Annotated in this window: 21 protein-coding genes; 11 read left to right on the forward strand and 10 right to left on the reverse strand. The window is 64.5% G+C overall.

Annotated elements, in window-relative coordinates; all coding sequences use genetic code 11:
• Positions 1-28 precede the first annotated feature (28 nt).
• Together ACIU1A_RS20960 and ACIU1A_RS20965 are read left to right on the forward strand one after the other, a co-directional pair.
• Positions 29-508, forward strand: coding sequence for an Lrp/AsnC family transcriptional regulator (locus ACIU1A_RS20960; RefSeq protein ID WP_140495956.1), 480 nt, complete (start codon positions 29-31; stop codon positions 506-508).
• A 172-nt stretch (positions 509-680) separates the two neighbouring features.
• The gene (locus ACIU1A_RS20965) at positions 681-1,475 is read left to right on the forward strand and encodes a glycosyltransferase family 2 protein (protein WP_404925182.1); all 795 of its coding nucleotides are present in this window, start codon (positions 681-683) and stop codon (positions 1,473-1,475) included.
• 15 nt (positions 1,476-1,490) lie between these two features.
• On the opposite strand, the gene ACIU1A_RS20970 is transcribed toward ACIU1A_RS20965, so the two are convergent.
• From ACIU1A_RS20970 to ACIU1A_RS20985, 4 genes are all read right to left on the reverse strand, one after another.
• Positions 1,491-2,141, reverse strand: a complete 651-nt coding sequence (locus tag ACIU1A_RS20970; RefSeq protein WP_140516809.1) for an HAD-IIIA family hydrolase — start codon at positions 2,139-2,141, stop codon at positions 1,491-1,493.
• On the reverse strand, positions 2,134-2,706 hold the full coding sequence (locus tag ACIU1A_RS20975; RefSeq protein WP_404925183.1) for an SIS domain-containing protein: 573 nt from the start codon (positions 2,704-2,706) through the stop codon (positions 2,134-2,136). The genes ACIU1A_RS20970 and ACIU1A_RS20975 overlap by 8 nt, the downstream gene beginning before the upstream one ends.
• Before the next feature lie 7 nt (positions 2,707-2,713).
• A complete protein-coding gene (gene rfaE1, locus ACIU1A_RS20980; protein WP_404925184.1) occupies positions 2,714-4,207 on the reverse strand; it encodes a D-glycero-beta-D-manno-heptose-7-phosphate kinase in 1,494 nt (497 codons plus the stop codon).
• A gap of 122 nt (positions 4,208-4,329) precedes the next feature.
• On the reverse strand, positions 4,330-4,962 hold the full coding sequence (locus ACIU1A_RS20985) for a LysE family translocator (protein WP_140495961.1): 633 nt from the start codon (positions 4,960-4,962) through the stop codon (positions 4,330-4,332).
• Between the two features lie 219 nt (positions 4,963-5,181).
• Between ACIU1A_RS20985 and rfaD the strand changes: the two genes are divergently transcribed.
• The 3 genes from rfaD to waaC are packed head-to-tail and all read left to right on the forward strand — an operon-like array spanning position 5,182 to position 8,098.
• A complete protein-coding gene (gene rfaD, locus ACIU1A_RS20990) occupies positions 5,182-6,132 on the forward strand; it encodes an ADP-glyceromanno-heptose 6-epimerase (RefSeq protein WP_404925185.1) in 951 nt (316 codons plus the stop codon).
• A complete protein-coding gene (waaF, locus tag ACIU1A_RS20995) occupies positions 6,105-7,112 on the forward strand; it encodes a lipopolysaccharide heptosyltransferase II (protein ID WP_404925186.1) in 1,008 nt (335 codons plus the stop codon). Before rfaD ends, waaF begins: the two co-directional genes overlap by 28 nt.
• Positions 7,109-8,098: a lipopolysaccharide heptosyltransferase I gene (waaC, locus tag ACIU1A_RS21000; RefSeq protein WP_404925187.1), complete on the forward strand. Its 990-nt coding sequence runs from the start codon at positions 7,109-7,111 to the stop codon at positions 8,096-8,098. Before waaF ends, waaC begins: the two co-directional genes overlap by 4 nt.
• A 222-nt stretch (positions 8,099-8,320) precedes the next feature.
• Here waaC and greA read toward each other — a convergent pair whose 3' ends face one another.
• Both greA and ACIU1A_RS21010 read right to left on the reverse strand, forming a co-directional pair.
• A complete protein-coding gene (greA, locus tag ACIU1A_RS21005; RefSeq protein ID WP_008877613.1) occupies positions 8,321-8,794 on the reverse strand; it encodes a transcription elongation factor GreA in 474 nt (157 codons plus the stop codon).
• Positions 8,795-9,064: 270 nt separating this feature from the next.
• Positions 9,065-10,045: a tetratricopeptide repeat protein gene (locus ACIU1A_RS21010; protein WP_404927979.1), complete on the reverse strand. Its 981-nt coding sequence runs from the start codon at positions 10,043-10,045 to the stop codon at positions 9,065-9,067.
• Between ACIU1A_RS21010 and ACIU1A_RS21015 the strand changes: the two genes are divergently transcribed.
• The 4 genes from ACIU1A_RS21015 to ACIU1A_RS21030 all read left to right on the forward strand — a co-directional run bounded on the left by ACIU1A_RS21015 (position 9,962) and on the right by ACIU1A_RS21030 (position 13,038).
• Positions 9,962-10,174 carry a DUF3775 domain-containing protein gene (locus ACIU1A_RS21015; protein ID WP_404927980.1) on the forward strand — a complete coding sequence of 71 codons (213 nt, stop codon included), beginning with the start codon at positions 9,962-9,964 and terminating at the stop codon, positions 10,172-10,174. The two genes, ACIU1A_RS21010 and ACIU1A_RS21015, sit on opposite strands and share 84 nt — an antisense overlap.
• 115 nt (positions 10,175-10,289) lie before the next feature.
• Entirely contained in the window at positions 10,290-11,345 is a 1,056-nt protein-coding gene (locus tag ACIU1A_RS21020; protein WP_404927981.1) for an extensin family protein, read from the forward strand.
• Positions 11,346-11,525: 180 nt separating this feature from the next.
• Positions 11,526-12,269, forward strand: coding sequence for an extensin family protein (locus ACIU1A_RS21025; RefSeq protein ID WP_404925188.1), 744 nt, complete (start codon positions 11,526-11,528; stop codon positions 12,267-12,269).
• Positions 12,270-12,330: 61 nt separating this feature from the next.
• Positions 12,331-13,038, forward strand: coding sequence for an LssY C-terminal domain-containing protein (locus ACIU1A_RS21030; RefSeq protein ID WP_404925189.1), 708 nt, complete (start codon positions 12,331-12,333; stop codon positions 13,036-13,038).
• Positions 13,039-13,047: 9 nt separating this feature from the next.
• On the opposite strand, the gene ACIU1A_RS21035 is transcribed toward ACIU1A_RS21030, so the two are convergent.
• Positions 13,048-14,070, reverse strand: coding sequence for an NAD(P)-dependent alcohol dehydrogenase (locus ACIU1A_RS21035; RefSeq protein ID WP_404925190.1), 1,023 nt, complete (start codon positions 14,068-14,070; stop codon positions 13,048-13,050).
• 124 nt (positions 14,071-14,194) lie between these two features.
• On the opposite strand from ACIU1A_RS21035, the gene ACIU1A_RS21040 reads away from it, so the two are divergent.
• Together ACIU1A_RS21040 and ACIU1A_RS21045 are read left to right on the forward strand one after the other, a co-directional pair.
• Positions 14,195-15,109, forward strand: a complete 915-nt coding sequence (locus ACIU1A_RS21040; RefSeq protein WP_404925191.1) for a LysR family transcriptional regulator — start codon at positions 14,195-14,197, stop codon at positions 15,107-15,109.
• Between the two features lie 81 nt (positions 15,110-15,190).
• On the forward strand, positions 15,191-16,501 hold the full coding sequence (locus tag ACIU1A_RS21045) for a hemolysin family protein (protein ID WP_140516828.1): 1,311 nt from the start codon (positions 15,191-15,193) through the stop codon (positions 16,499-16,501).
• 64 nt (positions 16,502-16,565) lie between these two features.
• On the opposite strand, the gene ACIU1A_RS21050 is transcribed toward ACIU1A_RS21045, so the two are convergent.
• The 3 genes from ACIU1A_RS21050 to ACIU1A_RS21060 are packed head-to-tail and all read right to left on the reverse strand — an operon-like array spanning position 16,566 to position 21,098.
• Complete coding sequence (locus ACIU1A_RS21050; protein WP_404927982.1) at positions 16,566-17,882, reverse strand: HlyD family type I secretion periplasmic adaptor subunit; 1,317 nt, start codon at positions 17,880-17,882, stop codon at positions 16,566-16,568.
• 3 nt (positions 17,883-17,885) lie between these two features.
• Complete coding sequence (locus ACIU1A_RS21055; RefSeq protein WP_404925192.1) at positions 17,886-19,628, reverse strand: type I secretion system permease/ATPase; 1,743 nt, start codon at positions 19,626-19,628, stop codon at positions 17,886-17,888.
• A 45-nt stretch (positions 19,629-19,673) separates the two neighbouring features.
• Complete coding sequence (locus tag ACIU1A_RS21060) at positions 19,674-21,098, reverse strand: family 16 glycosylhydrolase (RefSeq protein WP_404925193.1); 1,425 nt, start codon at positions 21,096-21,098, stop codon at positions 19,674-19,676.
• Positions 21,099-21,121 lie beyond the last annotated feature (23 nt).

The following is a 21,121-nucleotide window of genomic DNA, read 5'->3' on the forward strand; positions in this document are numbered from 1 at the left end:
GCCACCCGTAATCATCGAAAGCCCCGAAATGCCGCTCAAGGCCGACCTCGACGCAATCGACTGGAAGATCCTTCGCGAATTGCAGGCAGATGGGCGCATGACCAATGTCGAACTGTCGAACCGCGTCGGCATTTCGGCACCGCCTTGCCTGCGCCGCGTCAAGCGACTGGAGGAAGCCGGCATCATTCGCGGCTATCGGGCGCTGCTCAACGCGCCGGCGCTCGGTCTCGACGTGGTCGCCTTCTGCCTGGTCGGCCTGCACCATCAGGCCGATGCCGAGCTTCGCATCTTCGCTGAGCGCACGCGCGGCTGGCCGGTCGTACGCGATGCCTGGATGGTGTCGGGCGAATCCGATTTCCTCCTGCACTGCGTGGCAAGCGACCTCGGCGCCTTCCAGACCTTTGTCATCGAGGAACTGACCTCCACGCCGAACGTCGACACGGTGCGCACAGCCCTCACCATCCGCCGGGTCAAGGATGAAGGGTTGGTCTCGTTCGAGCGGCCGTGACGCCGATCGATTGCGGCGCCCGGCCAAGCGAATTCCGAAATTTCGCCACATCGCCGCCGCGTTGATAACGGACAGGCGCAGGCAGCCGGATCGTCCTGTGCGATTTGGCGCCTGATTGGTTTCCTTGCCCAAGCAGCGTAAGTTCCAAGGACAATCCGCCGTGGAAGGGACCATGACCAGGTTTGCAAGCCCGATTTCGGCGCTCATCATCTGCATGAACGAGGCCGATATGATCGGCCCGTGCCTCGAAAGCATCGATTTTTGCGCCGAGATCGTCATCGTCGATTCAGGCTCCACCGACGCCACGTTGGACATCGTTCGGCAGTTTGTCGCTGAGGGCTATCCGATAAAGCTGCTGCACAATGGCTGGCCGGGTTTTCCGCATCAGCGGCAACTCGCGCTCGACCACGCCACGCAGCCCTGGTGTCTTTCGATCGACCCGGACGAACGCGTCGACGACCGGCTGCGGCAGTCGATCATGGCGGCGGTCGAGACGGCGAATGCCGGCATCAGCGGATGGTACATCCGCCGCCGCGACTGGCTGAAGGGCTACGGCTATGCCCATCGCTGGGTGCTGCACAACAGGCTGTTGCGGCTTTTCCGCCGGGAAGGTGCGACCATGGACGTGACCGCGCGGGTCCATGAATCCTTCGGCGTTTCCGGCGAGACCAGCACGATCGAAAGCGGCGTGCTGCTGCATCGCCGCGAAATATCGGTCGAGGAGGATCTGGCCCGGGCAAATGCCTATTCCAGCCTCAAGGCGGCCACCCTGGTCGAGAAAGGCAGGAAGCCGGGCCTGGTGCGGCTGGTGCTTTCGCCGCTCGGCAACTTCCTGAAATTCTATCTGGCCAAGCGCTACTTCCTGTGCGGCCGGCACGGCTTCGTCTATTCGATGTCGGTGATGATCTATTCCTTCGCCACCGAGGCCAAACTGTATGAGGCCTCGCAAGGCAGCGAACCGGCGTGAGCGGTCAGGTCCGGATCAAGACCGCTTGTCCCGGCCATCGAGCCGCCCTATGGCGGCGATGAGACCGTCGAGGTCGCTGCTGTCCCGCAAGGGCCTGATGACGAAGCCGGAGCGAAGCTGCGCCTCGCCGCCGACGAGCCAGCCCTGCGGCAGGCCGGCGCCCAGGCCTGCCTCCATGTCGGCCAGCTTGTCGCCGACGATCACGGACCGCCGGAGATCGAGATCGAGGCGTCTCGCCGCCTCGAAGAGCATGCCGGGATTGGGTTTGCGCATCGGGTGATCCGATATGCCCAGCGGCCCCACGCCAGCCTCGTGGTAGGCGCAGGCCAGCACCATGTCCACGACAACGCCCTGATCGCGCAACAGGTCGAGCACGCGGCGGTTCACATCGGCGAAGGCACTCCAACCGAAATAGCCGCGCGCGATGCCGGACTGGTTGGTCACCACCACGACCGGGATGCCGGCATTGTTGGCGGCGGCGATCGCCGGCAACATCTGCGGCCGGAGCTCGATCTCGGCCGGATCGCTGGGATAGTCGGTATCGACATTGATGGTGCCGTCGCGATCGAGGAACAGCGCCGGCTGGCCGGCGGGAAAAACCCTGCCGCCGATCCGCTCCACCCACAGGCCCGGCTCGGCCAACGGGTGCGGCGCCTTGTCAGCCATTGCTGAGGCGCGCTTCCACCACCTCGCACAGGTGATGGTAGAGGCACAGATGCCCCTGCTGGATGATCGGCGTCGAGGTCGAGGGCACGTTGAGCAGGATGTCGGTCAGCGGCGCGAGCTTGCCGCCTGTGTCGCCTGTCAGGCTGATCACCGTCATGCCCATGGTCCGCGCCTGTTCGGCGGCCGCCAGGATGCTCGGCGAATTGCCGCTGGTCGAGATCGCCAGAAGCACGCCGCCGGCCGCGCCATGCGCCTCGACTTGGCGCGAAAAAACGGTGTCGAAGCCGTAATCGTTGCCCCAGGCGGTCAGCACCGCGGCATTGGCCGGCAGCGCGATGACATTGTAGCCCTTGCGCTCCTTGAGAAAGCGGCCGACCAGTTCGCCGGCGATGTGAATGGCGTCGCTGGCCGAACCGCCATTGCCGCAGATCAGCAGCGCCTTGCCCGACGCAAGGGCGGCGACGATCGCGCTCGCCGCACGTTCCATCGCGCCTGTTAGATCGCGCTCGACCAGCGCCGTGATCGCGGCCGCCGAGCGGACCAGGTAATCGTTCAGTTCGGACATGAAACCCTCAATTCTTGTTGCCGGCCGAGCGCAGCCTGCCGATGGTGCCGGTCGTGCTCTTGCCGGCGACGAGATCGACCAGGACCACGCGCCCGCCCGCTTTCTGCACCACGTCCGCGCCGACCACGGTGTCGACCGTGTAGTCGGCGCCCTTGACGAGTATGTCGGGCAGAAGCGCCTCGATCAGCGCCAGCGGCGTGTCCTCGTCGAAGACCACCACCGCGTCGACCGACGCGAGCGCCGCCAGCACGCAGGCGCGGTCGTGCTGGTCGTTGACGGGCCGTTCCGGCCCCTTCAGCCGGCGCACCGAGGCATCGCTGTTGAGGCCGAGCACCAGCCGGTCGCACTGGCTGCGCGCCGCGTGCAGCAGGCTGACATGGCCGGCATGAAGGATGTCGAAACAGCCATTGGTGAAGCCGACGCTGAGGCCTTCCTCCTTCCACGCCGCCACCAGCCGTGCGGCCGATTTGGCGTCGAGGATGGCATCCCTGTGGACGCTCGGACCGTGCGATCGAAACAGCGCGCCGTTGAGTTCCTCGACCGTCAGCCGCGCCGTGCCTCGCTTGCCCACCACAACGCCGCCGGCTGCATTGGCGATCGAGGCGGCCGCGGCCGGATCGGCGCTGGCGGCAAGCGCCAGCGCGAAGGTCGCGATCACCGTATCGCCGGCGCCCGACACATCGAACACTTCGCGCGCCTGCGTGGCGATGTGGCGCGCCTCCGTCGGACCGACGACGCTCATGCCCTTTTCGCTGCGCGTGGCGACGACGAAGTCGAAGCCATGCGCCGCAAGCAGCTCGCGCGCAGCGGCCACGATCTCGTCATCGCTGAACACCGGCCGTTCGACCGCTTCGCCGAGTTCCTTGCGGTTGGGCGTGATGGCGGTCGCGCCGGCATAGCGTGCATAATCCCGGCCCTTCGGATCGACCAGCACCGGCTTTCCCGCCTCGCGGCAGATCGCGATCAATTCGCCGGCGACGCCGTCGAGCAGGATGCCCTTGCCGTAATCCGACAGGATGACGATGTCGGCGTGCGCCAGCGCGGCGCGGAAATGCCGGACCAGCGCCGCGCGCTCCGCCGCGCCGAGCGGCTTGATCTCTTCCTCGTCGAAGCGCAGCACCTGCTGGTTGAGCGCGCTGAAGCGGCTCTTGGACGACGTCATGCGGCCGCGCTCCCGCGCCAGGCCTGTCGTGTCGGCGCCAAGCTCGCCGAGCATGCGCACCAGGCTGTCGCCTGCCGTATCAGAGCCGATCACCGAGACCGGAATGGCGGCGGCGCCGAGCGAGATGATGTTGGCCACGACATTGCCGGCGCCGCCCATCGCCAGGCTCTCGCCGCGCCCATGGAGCACCGGGATCGGCGCTTCAGGCGAAATCCGCTCGATGATGCCGTTGACGAACCGGTCAAGGATGAGATCGCCGACCACCAGCACGGTGGCCTGGCCGAAGTGCGCGATGGCGCGGTGCAAGGGCTCGGGGGAAAGTGGGTCGTGCTTGGTCATGTCACTGGCAACGCGCAAAAACCGGTTTTGAAGATGCATGGAGGACAAATTGGCCGGGATCGGTCGTTCATGGCGATGCCGATATACCGCAATTCGAGCCAGCGCAACGCCGGCTGGCCTCGTCAACTCTTCTGCAAGGCGACATGGACGCCAAGCCCGACCAGCACCGCGCCGCCGGCTCGCTGCATCATGCGCTGGGCGCTGCTGGAGCGGCGCAGCCTGCCGATCACGGCACCAGCCAGGAACACGCAGACGATATCGGCCGAGGAGAACATCAGGTTGACTGTCGTGCCCAGCACGACGAATTGCAGCCAGACCGGGAATGCGGCAGAGGCATCGATGAACTGGGGCAGGAAGGCCATGAAGAAGATCGCGGTCTTCGGATTGAGCACCTCGACGGCGATGCTCTCGAAAAAGGCGCGGTAAGCCGATTTCCGCTCGATCGCCGGCAGTGCCATGTCGCCTTCCGCGCGCTTGCGGAACAGCGCCACACCGAGCCAGATCAGGTAGAGCGCGCCGACGAGCTTGACCGCCATGTAGAGCGGCGGCACGGCGTGGAAAAGCACGGACAGGCCGGCGGCGGCGGCAAAGACGTGAACATAGCCGCCCAGATGAATGCCGAGCGCCGCCGTCAGGCCGGACCAGCGGCCGCGCGCCATCGTCTGCGCGGCGGCATAGAGCATGGCCGGGCCTGGAATATAGGCGAAGATCGCCGTGGTGGCGAAAAACGCGACGAGCAGCTCTGTCGATGGCATTCCTGGCCCTCATGATCGCGTCCGGCGGCGCGAGCCGACTGAAGCGTCAGCTTTGCGGCGCCACTGTGGCGCGCTGTGCCGTGCAGGACAATCGCGGGCGGGTTCACCCCTCCACCCTTCTTGCTTGCGGATCTCGGTGTCGCCCCGCAACGCTGTTTTGTCGACAGCCTCGCAAGCCTCCCTTATAAGGACCGGAATCGCAAGCAACCAGAGGCGTTCATGATCATCGTCACGGGCGGCGCCGGCATGATCGGCTCCAACATCGTCGCCGCGCTCAATGCCGAGGGCCACGACGACATTTTGGTCGTCGATGACCTAAGCGATGGCCACAAGATCGCCAACCTTGCTGACTTGCGGATCGCCGACTATCTCGACAAGGACGATTTCCTGGCCCGTATCGAGGATGGCGGGCTCGGCCGCATCGAGGCCGTCTTCCATCAGGGCGCCTGCTCGACCACCACCGAATGGAACGGCAAGTTCATGATGGAGGTGAACTACGCCTATTCGAAGCGGCTGCTGCATGCCTGCCTGGCGTTGCGCGTGCCCTTCCTCTACGCCTCCTCGGCATCGGTCTATGGCGGCGGCTCCGAGTTCCGCGAGGACGCGGAGCTTGAGCGGCCGCTCAACGTCTACGCCTATTCAAAAAAGCTGTTCGATGACTATGTCAGGCGCAATGTCTTCGACACCGATCATTCGCAGGTCGCGGGCCTGCGCTACTTCAACGTCTATGGGCCGCGCGAGGCGCACAAGGGCGCCATGGCCTCGGTCGCCTTCCATCTGTTCAACCAGGTCGGGCGCGGCGAGAATCCAAAGCTGTTCGGCGCCCATGACGGCTTTGGTCCCGGCGAGCAAAGCCGCGACTTCATCCATGTCGGCGATGTCGCCGATGTCAATCTGTGGCTGTGGAAGCGCGGCGCGAGCGGCATCTTCAACTGCGGCACCGGCCGGGCGCAACCCTTCCGCGCCGTTGCCGAAACCGTCATCGACACGCTGGGCAAGGGCGAAATCGAGTACATCCCCTTTCCCGACCACCTCAAGGGCAGCTACCAGAGCTTCACGCAAGCTGATATGTCGCGTCTGCGCGCGGCCGGTTATAACGGGCAATTCCGCAGCGTCGAAACCGGCGTCAGAGACTATGTCGAATGGCTGAAAGCCCAGCGATCCTCGTGATCGGCCCACGCTGGGTGGGCGATATGGTGATGGCGCAGTGCCTGTTCTCGGCGCTGAAGGAGCTTCATCCAAATGCAGCGATCGACGTGCTGGCGCCAGCCTGGGCGGCCCCTTTGGTCAAGCGCATGCCTGAGGTCCGCCAGCAGATCGATTTCCCGCTGAAACCAGGCGCGCTCGAATTCGCACATCGGCGCCGCTTCGGCCGCCTGCTGCGCGGCCGTTATGACAGCGCCTATATCCTGCCAGGCAGTTGGAAGTCGGCGCTGATCCCGTTCTTTGCCCGCATTCCACGCCGTTTCGGCCATCTCAGGGAAATGCGCTACGGCCTGTTGACCGATATTGTTCCGCTGCCGGAGGCCGTAAAACGGCGCACGGCGCAGGCTTATTTCGGCCTTGCACAGGGTGGCGATTTTCGGGCGCCTCATCTGACGATGGACGCCAACAACCAGGCCACCCTGCTCGACCGTTTCGGCCTGGGGTCGCAGAAATTCGTGGCGCTGATGCCAGGTGCCGAGTTCGGCCCGGCCAAGCGTTGGCCGAGCGAACACTATGCCGGCCTTGCCCGGGAGTTTATGGCCAGAAGGTTCAAGGTCGCGCTGTTCGGGTCGAAGAACGACCGCGACGTGACAGCGGAGATCGCAGCCCTCGCTCCTGGCGTGGTCGACCTGGCCGGCCAGACGCGGCTGGAGGACGCCATCGACCTGATCGCGGCCGCCGGGCTGGCGGTCTCCAACGACAGCGGGCTGATGCATGTCGCGGCGGCGGTCGGCACGCCGGTTGTCGCGGTCTATGGTTCGACCTCGCCACAGAACACGCCACCGCTGGCCGAACGGCGCGAACTGGTCTGGCTCGGCCTGCCCTGCTCGCCCTGCCACCGCAAGATCTGTCCGCTCGGCCACCTCAATTGCCTGAAGACGCTCGAGGTCGCACGGGTCATGGCGGCGGCGGACCGGCTGCTGGACATCCCGGCCGCCGCATGAAGGTGCTGATCGTCAAGACATCGTCGATGGGCGATGTCATCCACACCTTTCCGGCGCTCCAGGATGCGCGCCGCGCACGGCCCGATATTGCTTTCGACTGGTGCGTCGAGGAGGCTTTCGCCGGCATCGTCGCGCTGCACCCCGCAGTCGGAACCATCCACACGGTCGCCATCCGGCGTTGGCGAAAACATCTCTTCGACAAGGCCACCTGGCGCGAGGCGACCGCCTTGCGACGCGCCTTGCGTGCATGCCGCTATGATCTGGTCATCGATGCGCAAGGCCTGTTGAAGTCGGCGCTGGTGGCCAGGCAGGCGAAAGCGCCGATCGCCGGCTTCGACCGCTCAAGCGCGCGCGAGCCTTCGGCAACGCTGCTTTACGACGTCGGCCACGCCGTCCCCCGCAACCTCCACGCCATCGAACGGACGCGGCGGCTTTTCGGGCTGGCATTGGGCTACCGGCCCGATCTTTCGATGCTGGATTCGGGCATTGTGCCGCCGCCCGGCAATCTGACCGGCACAGCCGGCAACACGGCCTTCCTGCTGCACGGCACCAGCCGCGAGGACAAGAAGTGGCCTGTTGAAGACTGGATCGAAACCGGCCGCCTGCTGGTTGAGCGCGGCATGACGCCGGTCACGACCTGGTCGGACGAGCGCGAACAGGCGGTGGCCGAAGCGGTCGCCCGGGCAGTTCCATCGACGAGCATCGTGCCAAAATCACCATTGGCCGACATCGCGGCGATCCTGGGCAGCTCGAGGCTGGTAATCGGCGCCGACACGGGGCTCACGCATCTCGCCAGCGCCTTCGGCCTGCCGACGGTCGCGGTATTTTTAGCGACGGAGCCGGGTTTGACCGGCCCGCGCGGCCCCTATGCATCGACGCTGCAGGCCGCGCCCGGTGAGCGAGTGTCGCCCGCGAGGGTGGTGGCTGAGGCTGAGAGGCTGCTGGAGCACCAGACGCATGGCCAGGCCGGCGCTGGCAAGAACTGATCTATTCAATCGGAAAGCTGGCGCTGCCCCTCATCGCCCTGCCGGGGAGAAGGAAGCCTTCATCGATGACTGCGCCAATTTTTAAGCGTTTGCAGAATAGACGCCGACTTCGCGTTCAGCCGTCTTCTCCCCGTCACTATACGGGGAGAAGGTGCCGGCAGGCGGATGAGGGGCGGCGCCAACCTTGGCTAAAAACGCGCAGATCAGCGCCCCTCGAACCCCTTAGATAAACTGCACCTGGACGATCTCGTATCCCCTTGCACCACCCGGCGCGTTGACCTCGATGGCGTCGCCGACTTCCTTGCCGATGAGCGCCCGCGCGATCGGCGAGGAGATCGAGATGCGGCCGGACTTCACGTCCGCCTCCTGATCGCCGACGATCTGGTAGGTCTTCTTCTCCTCGGTGTCCTCGTCGACCAGCACCACGGTGGCGCCGAACTTGACCTTGTCGCCGCTGAGCTTGGTGACATCGATGACTTCGGCCCGGGCGATGAGATCCTCGAGCTCGTTGACACGGCCCTCATTGAGGCTCTGCGCCTCTTTGGCGGCATGGTATTCGGCATTTTCGGATAGGTCGCCGTGCGAGCGCGCTTCGGAGATCGCCTCGATGATGCGCGGCCGCTCCTCCTGCTGGCGCCAGCGCAGTTCTTCCTTCAATGACGCGAACCCCTCGCCTGTCATCGGGACCTTGTTCATGATACCTGACCTTTCCTGCCGCCACCCCCGCATTTCGGGGAAAGCCTTATCGATGGTGCAAAAAGAAAACGGTCCGGCAGCCTCGGGCTAACGGAACCGTTCACCGCAATTTCCCTGAATATAGCAATCTTTGCGGGCTTTTCACGCCCAAAAATCGGTTTCTGAAGAAATCATCACCGTTTTCGCGCGCGCCGTCGCAGGAGCCGGCATGGCAACAAAAAACCGGCCGTGATTGCTCGCGGCCGGTTCGAAAAGGCATCGAGGGGGGGGTCAGCTCCTCATGAAATGGTCGATCTGTTCGGCCAGCATGCCGTATTCGCGTGAACCCTTGCCGGTTCGCTTTTCGATCTCCATCAGCTGTTGCTGGGCGCCGGCCAGGTCGCCGATCTGGAGATGGGCTTCGCCGAGATATTCGCGCACCAGCGTGTAGTTGGGATCGATGCGCAGCGCTTCCTCGTAATAGCCGAGGCCAACGGCGACGCGGCCGGAATGGCGGTGCGAATAGCCGAGATAGTTGAGGATGCGCGGGTCCTGCTTGTTGGCGGCGAGGCTGAGCACGGCGATCGCCTCGTCATAGCGGCCGGCCATCGCCAGGTCATGCCCGGCATCATAGATGCTGTCGTCGTCCAGCATGCCTTCCTGGGGTGCGACGCACTTGTTCTTCTTCTTGTCCCAGACCATGCCTTTCTTGCATTTGGTGGTCGTACTGGTGTCGTCACCGCTGCCTGCGGCAAACACCGGAACGGCAAGGAACTGCAGAGCGAGAAGCGCGCTCGCCGCCTGGATCAGCACTCTTTTATGCATCGGAGCCTCCTGGAGGGGTGAGAATGCAACACTAACGCAGCGTGTCGGCGGTTTCATCCCGGAAAAAAGCAAGGGGCTAACATGAGGTGACGGATGCTCGAAATCCGCTATCATCGGCGGCGATGAAAGCTGAGCCAGCGGAGACCGCCAGTGCAGCGACGGCTTGAAAAGAACTGGGATTTGACGATCGGGCCCGACACCGTGCGGCTGTTCATCCTCAAATGCAAGGCGTTGAGCGCCGCGATCAATGAAGACTATGCCGACGGCGCCGAACACGAAATCGAGTTCGATGGAAACACCCGTGACAATCATCATCATGACGGACTCGCCGAGGAAAGCTCGGAAAACCTGACCGAAGAGGAACTGCGCGAGCTGATCAACGATCTCAATGTCGACGAGGCGGCCGAGCTCGTCGCGCTCGCTTGGGTCGGCCGTGGCGACTACGATGCCTCGGAATGGGCCGACGCCGTCGCCGCCGCGCGCGAGCGCGCCAACAAGCACACGGCCAAATACCTGCTCGGCTTGCCGTTGCTCGCCGATTGGCTGGAGGAAGGGCTGGAAGCGATCGGTGCGTAACGCGCCGGTAATCGATTGTGATCGGGCCTAAGCGCCTTCCAGGCAACTTCGAGCATCCCGGCACCGTTTCGAGGCGATGGCAACACTGAGCTTTTCCCGAAAATACAGGATTGCATTGGTCATGGTCGTGACAGCACTGCTGGTGACGCCGGCCGATGCCAGGCATCGTCACAGGCATCACGAGCCGCTTTCACCACGGGTGGAACAGCCGCTGACGCCGCGGGTTGACCGGCCGCTGAAACCGCGCGGCGAAAGGCATCGCAAGCCGAAGCCGGCACGGCAGAGGACGCAAAATCCGAAGCCGGTACGTGCGGATGTCCCCGTGCCTGAACCGCGCCCCGCTGACGCGCCAGAACCGAACACGCAAAATCCAGCCGCAACATCCGACCGGTTTCAGGAGGAAGGATCCCCTCGGAAGCAACAAGCCCGGCCCGAGCCGCCAGCCGATGCGAAAGGCGAACCGGAGCCGCCAGCCGTGGCGCCGACGCCGACACAAAGGCCTGAGACTGCGGAACCGGAGGTTGAGCCGCCGGCCCTCGCCCCGCCACCGCCGCCAAAGCCGGCGGACGCGGACAAAAAGGAGATGCTTCCCGATCCGCGTTCGGCTGACCTGCCAGACGCGAAAATGCCTGCCGAGGAAGTCGCCTGCCGCGAGCGGCTGAGGGGTCTCGGTGTCGAATTCGAGGAGCACAAGGCTGAAAGCGATCGCGATATCGGCTGTTCGATCCCCTATCCCCTGGTGCTGAAGAGCCTTGGCAAGTCGATCGCCATTGCCCCGGGCGCCGAGCTCAATTGCGCAATGGCCGAGGCGGCGGCACGCTTTGCCGGCAACGTCATCCAGCCGGCGGCGAAAGCCGAATTCGGCACCGACCTGAAATCGATCGGCCAGGCATCGGCCTTTGTGTGCCGGCCACGCAACGGCACGCGCAAACTGTCCGAACATGCCTTCGGCAATGCGCTCGATATTGCCAGCTTCACACTTGCGGACGGCAGGACGATCGAGGTCGGCCCGGCGCCACCGGACAAGGACGCCAAATTCCTCGACGCGGTGCGCAAGGCCGCCTGCGGGCCGTTCAAGACCGTGCTGGGCCCGGGCAGCGATGCCGATCATTCGCTGCATTTGCACCTCGACCTCGAGCCGCGCCGCCACGGCGGTACCTTCTGCCAGTAGGGCCGGCTCAGAAGCGATGCCGCAATTCGGCCGCAGGCATGAACGCCGGCGCTGATTTTTCCTTTACCGTTAATCGTTAAAATCCCGCCTATCGGGAAAGGGACTGCCGATGGACGGGATATTTCGTGCCGCGCTGGCGCTTGCGCGGCAATCGAAACCGCGCGCGCCGCTGCCGGCGGGGTGGCCGCCCTGCTTGCGCTGGCCGCGGTGTCGGCCTGCAACACCGGCAACGTGCTGGCACTGGAGCCGGCCGTCGATGTCGGCGCGCAGACCGCGGCCGTGCCGCAATATTCAGGCATGCAGCGGCTGGTTCCTTCCAATCCCTACATGACGCAGGCCGCCTATCCACGCATGGACGAGCCGATGTCGCCGGTCGAGCAGATGCCGGCCAGCGAGACCCACTGCCGTCAGCAGCTGAGGCGCCTCGGCGTCACCTTCACCGACCTGGCGCCGATCCATGAAGGCCAGTGCGGCATCGACTATCCGGTGAAGGTTTCGGCCATCGGCAGCGTCGAGATGAAGCCCGCCGCGACGCTGACCTGCGACATGGCCGCCAGCTTCGCCGCGTGGACGAAGAACGAGCTCGTTCCTTCCGCCCGCTGGCGCTACTTCTCCGGCGTCAGGACCATCCACCAGGGTTCCAGCTATTCCTGCCGCAACATCGCCGGCGAAGGCGTGCTGTCGGAACACGGCAAGGGCAACGCGCTCGACGTGATGAGCATCGAACTCAACAATGGCGACGACATCGACGTGCGCAAGCCCGGCCTGTTCGCCTTCCGCACCCGCGGCTTCCTCAACAATGTGCGCGCCGACGGCTGCCAGTATTTCACCACCGTGCTCGGCCCCGGCTACAATTACGACCACCGCAACCATTTCCACTTCGACATCAAGAACCGCAAGAGCGGCTATCGCGCCTGCCGCTGATCCCTTTGCCTGGCGGCGGCTTCGCCGCGTACAGTGACGTCGTAGAACTCGAGCGGCATCGATGAGCCAACGAAGCTTCCGACGACGCGCTGCGACCTGGCTGGTGTTGCTCCTGGCGACCTATCTGGTGCTGGCCTATGTCGCCGCGCCGGAATTCTGGACGTTTCGCGATCGCGGCTTTCGCAGCCAAAGCTTCGAGATGGTGACGCACACCCCGCAAGGCATTCCGGGCGACCCGATCAATGTCGGCCTGATCGGCACGCAAAAGGAGGTTGTCCATGCCTTCGCCGTCGCTGGCTGGGACACGGCCGACGCCATCACATTGAGGACAGCGATCGACATCGGCGAAAGCGTCTTGTTTTCGCGCCCCTATCCGGAAGCGCCGGTGAGCCGGCTGCTGTTCGAAGGTCGCGCCCAGGATCTTGCCTTCGAGAAGCCGGTCGGCGGCAGCGCCGACCGCCGTCACCATGTGCGCTTCTGGCAGACTGATGCCACGGGCGACGATGGCCGTCCGCTGTGGCTGGGCTCGGCCAGTTTCGACCGTGGCGTGGGCCTGAGCCACGACACCGGCGCCATCACCCATCATATCGGCCCCGACATCGACGCCGAACGCGACTTTCTTATCCAGGATTTGACCGCCGCCGGAATGCTGATCTCAACCAGCGAACTGGAAGGCATCGGCGCCACCACGCACGGGCGCAATGGCGGCGGCGACCCCTATTTCACCGACGGCAAGGCCGCGCTCGGCGTGCTGAAGCAACTGCCGTGATGCCTGAAGTCAGCTCGTGGCGACCACGACCTTGCCGAACGGTCCCTTCTCCAGATGCTGGAAGGCCTGCTCCACCTCCTCGAAGCCGAAGACCTTGTCGACCACCGGCCGGATGCCGAGCACCTCGATCGCCTGGTTCATCCGCTCGAAGGCGCGGCGATGGCCGATCGATATGCCCTGCACGACGATGCGATTGCGCAGGAACGGCACGATCGGAAAGCTGAGTTCCATCGAGCCCAGCAGGCCGATGACCGACAGGCGGCCGTCGGCGGCCAGGGCATCGAGCGATCGCCGCGCATTGTCGCCGCCGACCATCTCCAGGATATGGTTGACGCCGGTTCCACCCGTCAGGTCACGCGCGGCTTCGTCCCATGCCGGCTGGGTGCGGTAGTTGATCACTTGCCAGGCGCCGAGTTTCCTGGCCCGCTCAAGCTTGTCGTCGCTGCTCGAGGTAACGATGGCGCGCAGGCCGAAAGCAGCCGCGAATTGCAGTGCAAACAGCGACACGCCGCCGGTGCCCTGGATGAGAACGGTCTGGCCGGGCACCGGCTTCGTCGCCTCCGCCAACGCAAACCACGCCGTCAGCGCCGCGATCGGCAGCGTCGAGGCCTCGGCGTCGCTGAGCGAAGGCGGCGCCAGCACGACGGCATCCTCGTGAAGCAGCACGTAGTCGGACAAGGTGCCGGGCAGTGACAATCCCAGCGTGTGCTGGTGAAGCACCGGCGGCGCATCGCCGTCAGGCCAGTCGGCGATCACTTGGCCCAGCACGCGTTGCCCGGCCTGGAAGCGGCTGACGCCGCCGCCGACCGCCACGACCTCGCCCACCGCATCCGATGTCGGCACGAAGGGAAAGACGAGGTCCGGGATCAGCACCCCGTCTAGGATCATTCGATCCTTGTAATTCAGCGATATGGCCTTGATCCGCACCAGCAGCTCATGAGGCCTGGGGGCGGGTATCTTTCCCTGCGCCGGTTGCAGCTTGGACAGGCCAAAACCGGTCATTTGCCAGGATCTGTTGATGTCTCTGTTCATCTCGTCTGCTCCGGATTGAGTTGCTGGCGAGATCTTTACGTCATTCCACTATGGAACAAAGTGCTTCTATGCGGCATAATTGGAAACGAATTGAAGATCATTATTCTACAATAGGGGCACAGCCATGGAATCCGCCGATCTGCAGGGCATTGTCGCCTTCGTTCAAACGATCGAAGCCGGCAGCTTCACCAGTGCGGGAGAACGGCTGCGCGTGACGAAATCGGCGGTCGGCAAATCGATCGCACAGCTGGAGCATCGGCTTGGGGTGCGTCTGCTCAATCGCACCACCCGCAGCCTGAGCCCGACAAGCGAAGGCCTCAGCTATTACGAAGCCTGCGTCAGGGCGCTGTCCGAAATCGAAGCCGCCCAGTCGCTGCTTGCCGCGCACCGGCAAGTGCCCTCGGGCCGGCTTCGGGTCGATTTGCCGTCGGCCTTCGGCCAGCGCTGCGTTGCCCCAGTTTTGTTCGACATTTCCAAGCGCTTCCCCGATCTGGCGATGGAGATCTCCTTCAACGACCGTCGCGTCGATCTCATCGAAGAAGGCATCGACCTGGCAGTTCGCATGGGCGAGCTCGACGACAGCCTGTCGCTCGCGGCGCGGCGGCTCTATGTCCAACGCTCGTGCGTATTGGCCGCCCCCGCCTACCTCGAGGAGCACGGCAGGCCGCGAACGATCGAGGAGCTCGCCGCTCATAAGCTGATCGGCTACACCCGTAACGGCGTCGCCCATCCCTGGACCATAAGGCACGCCGACGGCCAAATCGGAAAGTTCACACCGCGGGCAAGGCTGGTCCTCGACAATGGCGAGCCGATGCTCGACGCCGCCCTTGCCGGCTGCGGCATCACCTTCCTGCCGACATGGTTGGCGGCGGACAGCCTCAGGAGCGGTGCGCTTGAAATGGTGCTGTCGGACCGCCTCGTCGAAAACATTGCCGTCCACGCCGTTTGGCCGGTGACGCGAGCAGTGACGCCGAAGGTCCGCGTCGTAGTCGATGCGCTGGTCGAGCATTTTTCGGCGCCGCCCTGGGATGCCACCTGACGGGGCCGCATGCGCTGTCATCTTCCTGAAAACGGCTGCTGACTATTTTCCAATCCAGCACGGCAATGCTATTGACCCCTGATGCTATATGTTGAAATCGCCACTGTGGTCGTCCTCATCTGCGTGAACGGCCTTCTGGCAATGTCCGAGCTTGCCATCGTCTCGTCGCGGCCGGCCCGCCTCAAGGCAATGATCGATCGCGAGGTTAAGGGCGCCGGCCGGGCGCTTGCGCTTGGCTCCAACCCCGGCAAGTTCCTGTCCTCGGTACAGATCGGCATCACCCTGGTCGGCGTGCTGTCCGGCGCCTTTTCCGGCGCCACGCTCGGCGAAAGGCTGGCGCAGTTCCTGGCCTCGAACGGCATCCGCGAAAACATCGCCGATCCGCTCGGCGTCGGCATCGTCGTGGCCATCATCACCTATGCCTCGCTGATCATCGGTGAGCTCGTGCCCAAGCAGATCGCACTGCGCGATCCCGAGCGGGTCGCCGTGCGGGCTGCCCCGGCCATGACCGTCCTCGCCACCGTCTCGGCGCCGCTGGTCTTCCTGCTCGATATTTCGGGCCGGGCCGTGCTTTGGTTGCTCGGCCAGCGCGGCGAAAGCGAGGAGAAGGTTACCGACGAGGAGATCAAGATGCTGGTCGCCGAGGCCGAGCATCACGGCACCATCGAATCCGACGAGCGCCGCATGATCGCCGGCGTCATGCGGCTTGGCGACCGCGCCGTGCGCGCCGTCATGACGCCGCGCACCGAGGTCGACTGGATCAATCTCCAGTCCGACGATGCCACCATCCGCAAGCTCCTGATGGACACGCAGCATTCGCGCCTGCCCGCCGGCGACGGCGGCGTCGACGCCATGATCGGCGTCGTCCAGACGCGCGACGTGCTCGCGGCATTGCTGGGCGGCCGCGCGCTCGACCCGCGTCGGCACGTGCGCACCGCGCCCATCGTGCACGATCAGGCCGACGCGCTCGACGTCCTGCAAACGCTGAAGGAATCCGACGTGCCGATGGCGCTGGTGCATGACGAATACGGCCATTTCGAAGGCATCGTCACACCCGCCGACATTCTGGAGGCCATCACCGGCGTCTTCCGTTCGGACCTCGAAGCCGGCGAGGAAGAGAATGCCGTCAAGCGTGACGACGGCTCATGGCTGCTTGCCGGCTATATGCAGGCCGACGAGATGGCCGAGGTGCTGGGCATCGACCTGCCGGAAAACCGCGACTACGAGACCGTCGCCGGCTATGTGCTGTCGCACATGCACCATCTGCCGGCGACCGGCGAATGCGTCGACGCGCAAGGCTGGCGCTTCGAGGTTGTCGATCTCGACGGCCGCCGCATCGACAAGCTGATCGCCACGCGCCTGCCCAGCGGCCACCGCGAAGTGGTGCGCTGACTGTTCCAACGTTGCCTCGGGCCAAGAGCCATGGGCGTCGGCCGATCGATCTACCGGTCCGCGCCTACTGCTCCGTGAAGGCGCGGGCGAACGAATCGAGCATCGGCCGTGCGAGATATTCCAGGAAAGTCCGGTCGCCAGTGTTGATGAACGTCTCGACCGGCGTCCCGGGATAGAGCTGTTCGGGCCTCACGCGGGATGGCAGGGCGTCGATCTTCAGCTTCGCCCGGAAATAGGGTTCACGCGTAGCCTCGTCGATCAGCCGATCCGCGGAAATCTGTGTCACGGTGGCTGGAACCTCGGGCGTGAGCCGCGTGTTCAAGGCGGACAATCGTAATTTCGCCGGCTGGCCGACGCGCACCTGATCGATGTCCTTCGGCCGCAGCTTCGCGTCGACGACCAATCCCGATGTCGTCGGCAGGATTTCCATGATCTTTTCGCCCGGAGCAATCACGCTGCCCTTGGAATTGTAGGTCGACGACACCACGATGCCCGCTGCCGGCGCCTTGATTGTCGTGCGCCGCAGCACCGCCGCGGCCGCCCTGATCTGTTCCTCGACGTCGGCCAGGTTGGAGCGAACCTGGTCCAGCTTCGTCAGCGCCTCCTCCACCCGTTGCGTGGTCAAGCGCTCGGTCTGCTCCTGCGCCTCGACGATCTGGGTGCTGGCCGATGCAAGACTGGCCTCCAGCGCTCCCGCCTGGCCGACGAGGTCGGCTTCGCTGCGCAGAAGCTGGGAGTATTCGGTGCGGTTGGTCAGGCCTTTGTCCAAAAGGCTGGTCTTGATGCCGAGCTCCTTCTTCACCACCTCGACCTGCTGCTGGATGGCTTGTTTCTGGGCGTCCAATCCCACGACGGACTGCCGATGCATGACGACCCGCTGCTGGAGGATCGATCGTTCCGACCGGAACCGGGCGAGCCTGGCGTCGAACTCCTTCTGCTGTTCCCGAACCAGCATTTCGAAATCGTGCTGAAGCGGCGCCGGCGCCGCTGTTGTGATCGGCGCCAGCCTGTCCAGCCCGTCCCGCTCCGCCTCCAGCCGCGCCGCACTTGCCCTGAGCGCGATCGACTGCCTCGTCAGCCGGTTGAGCTCGGCCTGCGCGGCGGTTGGGTCCAGCACGATGAGATCCTGGGCCTGCCGCACGCGATCGCCTTCGTGGACGAGCAACTCTTGGACGATGCCCCCCTCGGGGTGCTGGATGAGGATGTTCCCGCCCATCGCCGAGATCGTGCCTTGCGTGATCACCGCTCCGGACAAGGGGGCATAGGCCGCCCAATAGCCGAAGCAAGCTGCAAATACCGCTATCGCAGCATAGCCGGCCAATGCCACGCGTCCTGTGTCGGTGCGTGGATTGCGTTCCCCGGCGAGGCTGTGCACTGCCATCATCTACGATCCAAAGCGGGTGTTTTGCGGGGCACTGCGGAGGGTCGTGGCGAACGACCCCGTCACCACCGTATTCTGCCGGGAAGAATTGCCGGCGAGCGGCTGCCGTAGCAACTCGCTGCTCGGGCCGAAGGCTTCGATCGTGCCGTCGCGCAGCAGCATCACGCGGTCGCAGGCCGCTGCGATCGAAGGGCGGTGCGTGATCACGATCAAGGTAATCCCCGCCGACCGCGCATCCGAGAGCACCGCTTCGAGCGCCGCCTCGCCGGCGCCGTCTAGATGGGCGTTGGGCTCGTCCAGAACGAGAATTCTGGGGTTGCCGTGCAGGGCGCGCGCCAGCCCGATCCTTTGGCGCTCGCCGCCCGACAGCGCCCGGTCAGACGGACCGATCATCGTCTGGTAGCCGTCGCGCTGCGTCAAAATCAGTTCATGGGCCTGGGCACGCTTTGCCGCCTCGACGATCGAGGCGTCATCCGCGTCGGGGTCGAAGCGGCCGACGTTCTCCGCGATCGATCCCGGGAACAGTTCCACCTCCTGCGCGAGATAGCCGATATGCCTTCCAAGCTGCTTTTCGTCCCAGGTCCTGAGGTCCGCGCCGTCGATCCTGACCGAACCGCTGACCGGTTGGAGCGCACCGACAAGCAATCTGGCGAGCGTCGATTTGCCGGCTCCGCTCGGGCCGACGATCGCCACCGCCTCGCCGGCCCCGATGTGGAAATTCAGCCTCTTGACGATGGGCTGACTGCCGGGCGTGTTCGGCCCGACGTAGATCAGATCCTGCGCCGAAATCGCGCCAGACGGATCAGGCAGAGCCAGTTTTTCCAACGCGGTCGGATGTGCCGAAAGGGTCGCCTCCAGGCGTTTCCACGATCGCCTGGCGTCGACGATCTGCCGCCACGAGCCGATCAGTTGGTCGAGCGGCTGCAGCGCGCGCGACGACACCAGGGAGGATGCGAAGATCATCCCGGCCGTCATCTTGCCTTGCAGGACAAGCCATGCGCCCACGCCCAGTATCGCCAGCTGGAGCATCATCCGCACGGCCCGGGACGTTCCGCTGAAGATCGCATTGGCTGTCGATGCGCGGTCGTGAACGATCAGCGCTTCGGCGACGTGCTTGCCCCACGCCCGCGCGGCGTTCTGGACCATGCCCATGGCGCGCAGCGTCTCGGCGTTGCGGGCAAAGGCCTGCTCCGACTGGCTGGCGACCGCCGAACGCTGTGAAAACAAGGCGTCGTTCCTGCCGATCGCAAGCTGGGTTGCCAGGACCAGTGCAAGCAGCATCGCCACGCCAGCCAGGGTGAGCCAGAACAGGACGGGATGGATCAGGTAGAGCAGTCCGAGGAAGAACGGAGCAAACGGCAGGTCGAACAGGACCGCCACGCCGCGCGACCTGATGAAGGCGCATACCGAGGCGAGATCACGCAATGGCGACAGGCCTGCGGAGGCGTGGTCGGCGCCAAGCGTGGCGGCGAACGTCTCCTCCCCGAGCTTGCTGTCGATGCTGGCCGCGACGCGCTGTGTGTATATGGAGCGCACCGTGTCCAGAAAGCCCAGAAAGACCAGCGCGAGAACCGCGATGACCGACAGGTAGACAAGCGTCTCGACATTGGAGGAAGGCAGGACCCGATCATAAACCTGCAACAGATAGAGCGGGATCACCAGCAGCAGGACGTTGATCAGCAACGAGAAAACGCCGACATCGGCGATGGCGCGCCACAAGACCGCCCGCAGACCTGACTGTCCCATCGTTCCCGCGCTCCCTTGGCGGCTCATGTCCCGAGACATCGGCGCTCAGACCGAGTGGTCGCCCGCGACGTCCAGGGGGTGGTGCTGCAGGTCATCCAGCGTATAGGCGCGGATATAGTCGATCTTCATCTCCGCCGGCGTGGCGAGATGGTCGGGAGGCGCGCCGGCAAAACCGCCGACGGCTAGATCGGCCAGCATGTACATGGGCGTGTGCATGTCGGACGGCGTCGCGGCCTCGGCGACCTTTACGCCGTCATAGGTCCAGACGAGCGTATCCGGCGTCCACAGCAGGCCATAGGTATGGAAGCCGTCGGTGTCCGAAACATTCACCGAGGAAGAGACCTTGGTGTGCTGTCCCGTCTCGTTCGTGTGCGCCGTCATGATGAGCGTGTTCGGATCCTGCCGGCGCGCTTCCAGGACGTCCAGCTCCGGCGGCCACGAGCCGTCTTCCGGCAGCAGCCAGAAGGCCGGCCAGGCTCCGGCCGTTTCGGGCAGGTCCGCCCGCATTTCGAAATAGCCGTAGGTTTGCGAGAAGCTTTCGTGGGTCGTCAGGATGCCCGAAGTGTATTCGTAATTGTTGATCAGTGGCTTGATGTCTGCCGGCGCTTGCGCCGCGGTGATGGTGAGGACCCCGTTTTCCACGCTGAACGGGTGGACGGAACTGGTCGGGCCGTAATTGGCGTCGATGTACCATTGCAGCTCCCCATTGCTGCTCAACGTGCTTCCGTTCGGCGCTCCCCACCAGAAATTGGAATTCCAGGTGCCGTTATGGCCGTTCCAAAGGCTGAGCGTGTTGAAGTCGTCGGAAAAGGACAGCGTCATTCCGGACTTGTCGATCGGCAGTTCGAACTGGCTGGGCGCCAGCTTGTCCACCGTCGTGTTGTTGAACACCAGCACCTCGTCGGATCCGAGATTCAGCAGAAGGTTCGCTCCTGCCTGGGTCATATGTGCCTTGACGTCGTCGAAAGACGTGAAGTCGTAGCCATTGAGGCGGACCGTGTCGTTCGCGCCAAAATCGGTGATCAGGTCGCTTCCATTGCCCCTGGTGATGATGAAAGTGTCGGCGCCGCCGCCGCCGATCAGCACGTCGTTGCCCTGGCCGCCATCCAGCGTCTGATGGCCGGAGCCGCCCTTGATGATGTTGTCCAACGCATTTCCGAACGCATAGCGATTGTTGCCGGTGACGACGAGGTTTTCGAAATTGTCGGGGAGCTTGTAGCTCATCCATGTGTCGATCGTGTCGGTGCCTGCCCCGGGATTCTCCACCACCTTGTTGTTGGTGGAGTAGAGGTGATAATAGTCGTCGCCCGCGCCGCCATAGATGGTGACGTTGACGCTGGCGTCCCCCCAGAAGGAGTCGTTGCCGGAGGTGCCGTGCAATTCCGGCCCGGATCCGGTCGCCGAGAACCAATGGGTGGACGTGCCCGTGTAGGGGAGAGGGATGCCTTTGGCGTTCACGACGGTGCTCATCAGGAAATCCTTTCCTCGCGCCT

It is taken from the genome of Mesorhizobium maamorense (genome assembly GCF_044998965.1).
Taxonomy (GTDB): Bacteria; Pseudomonadota; Alphaproteobacteria; order Rhizobiales; family Rhizobiaceae; genus Mesorhizobium.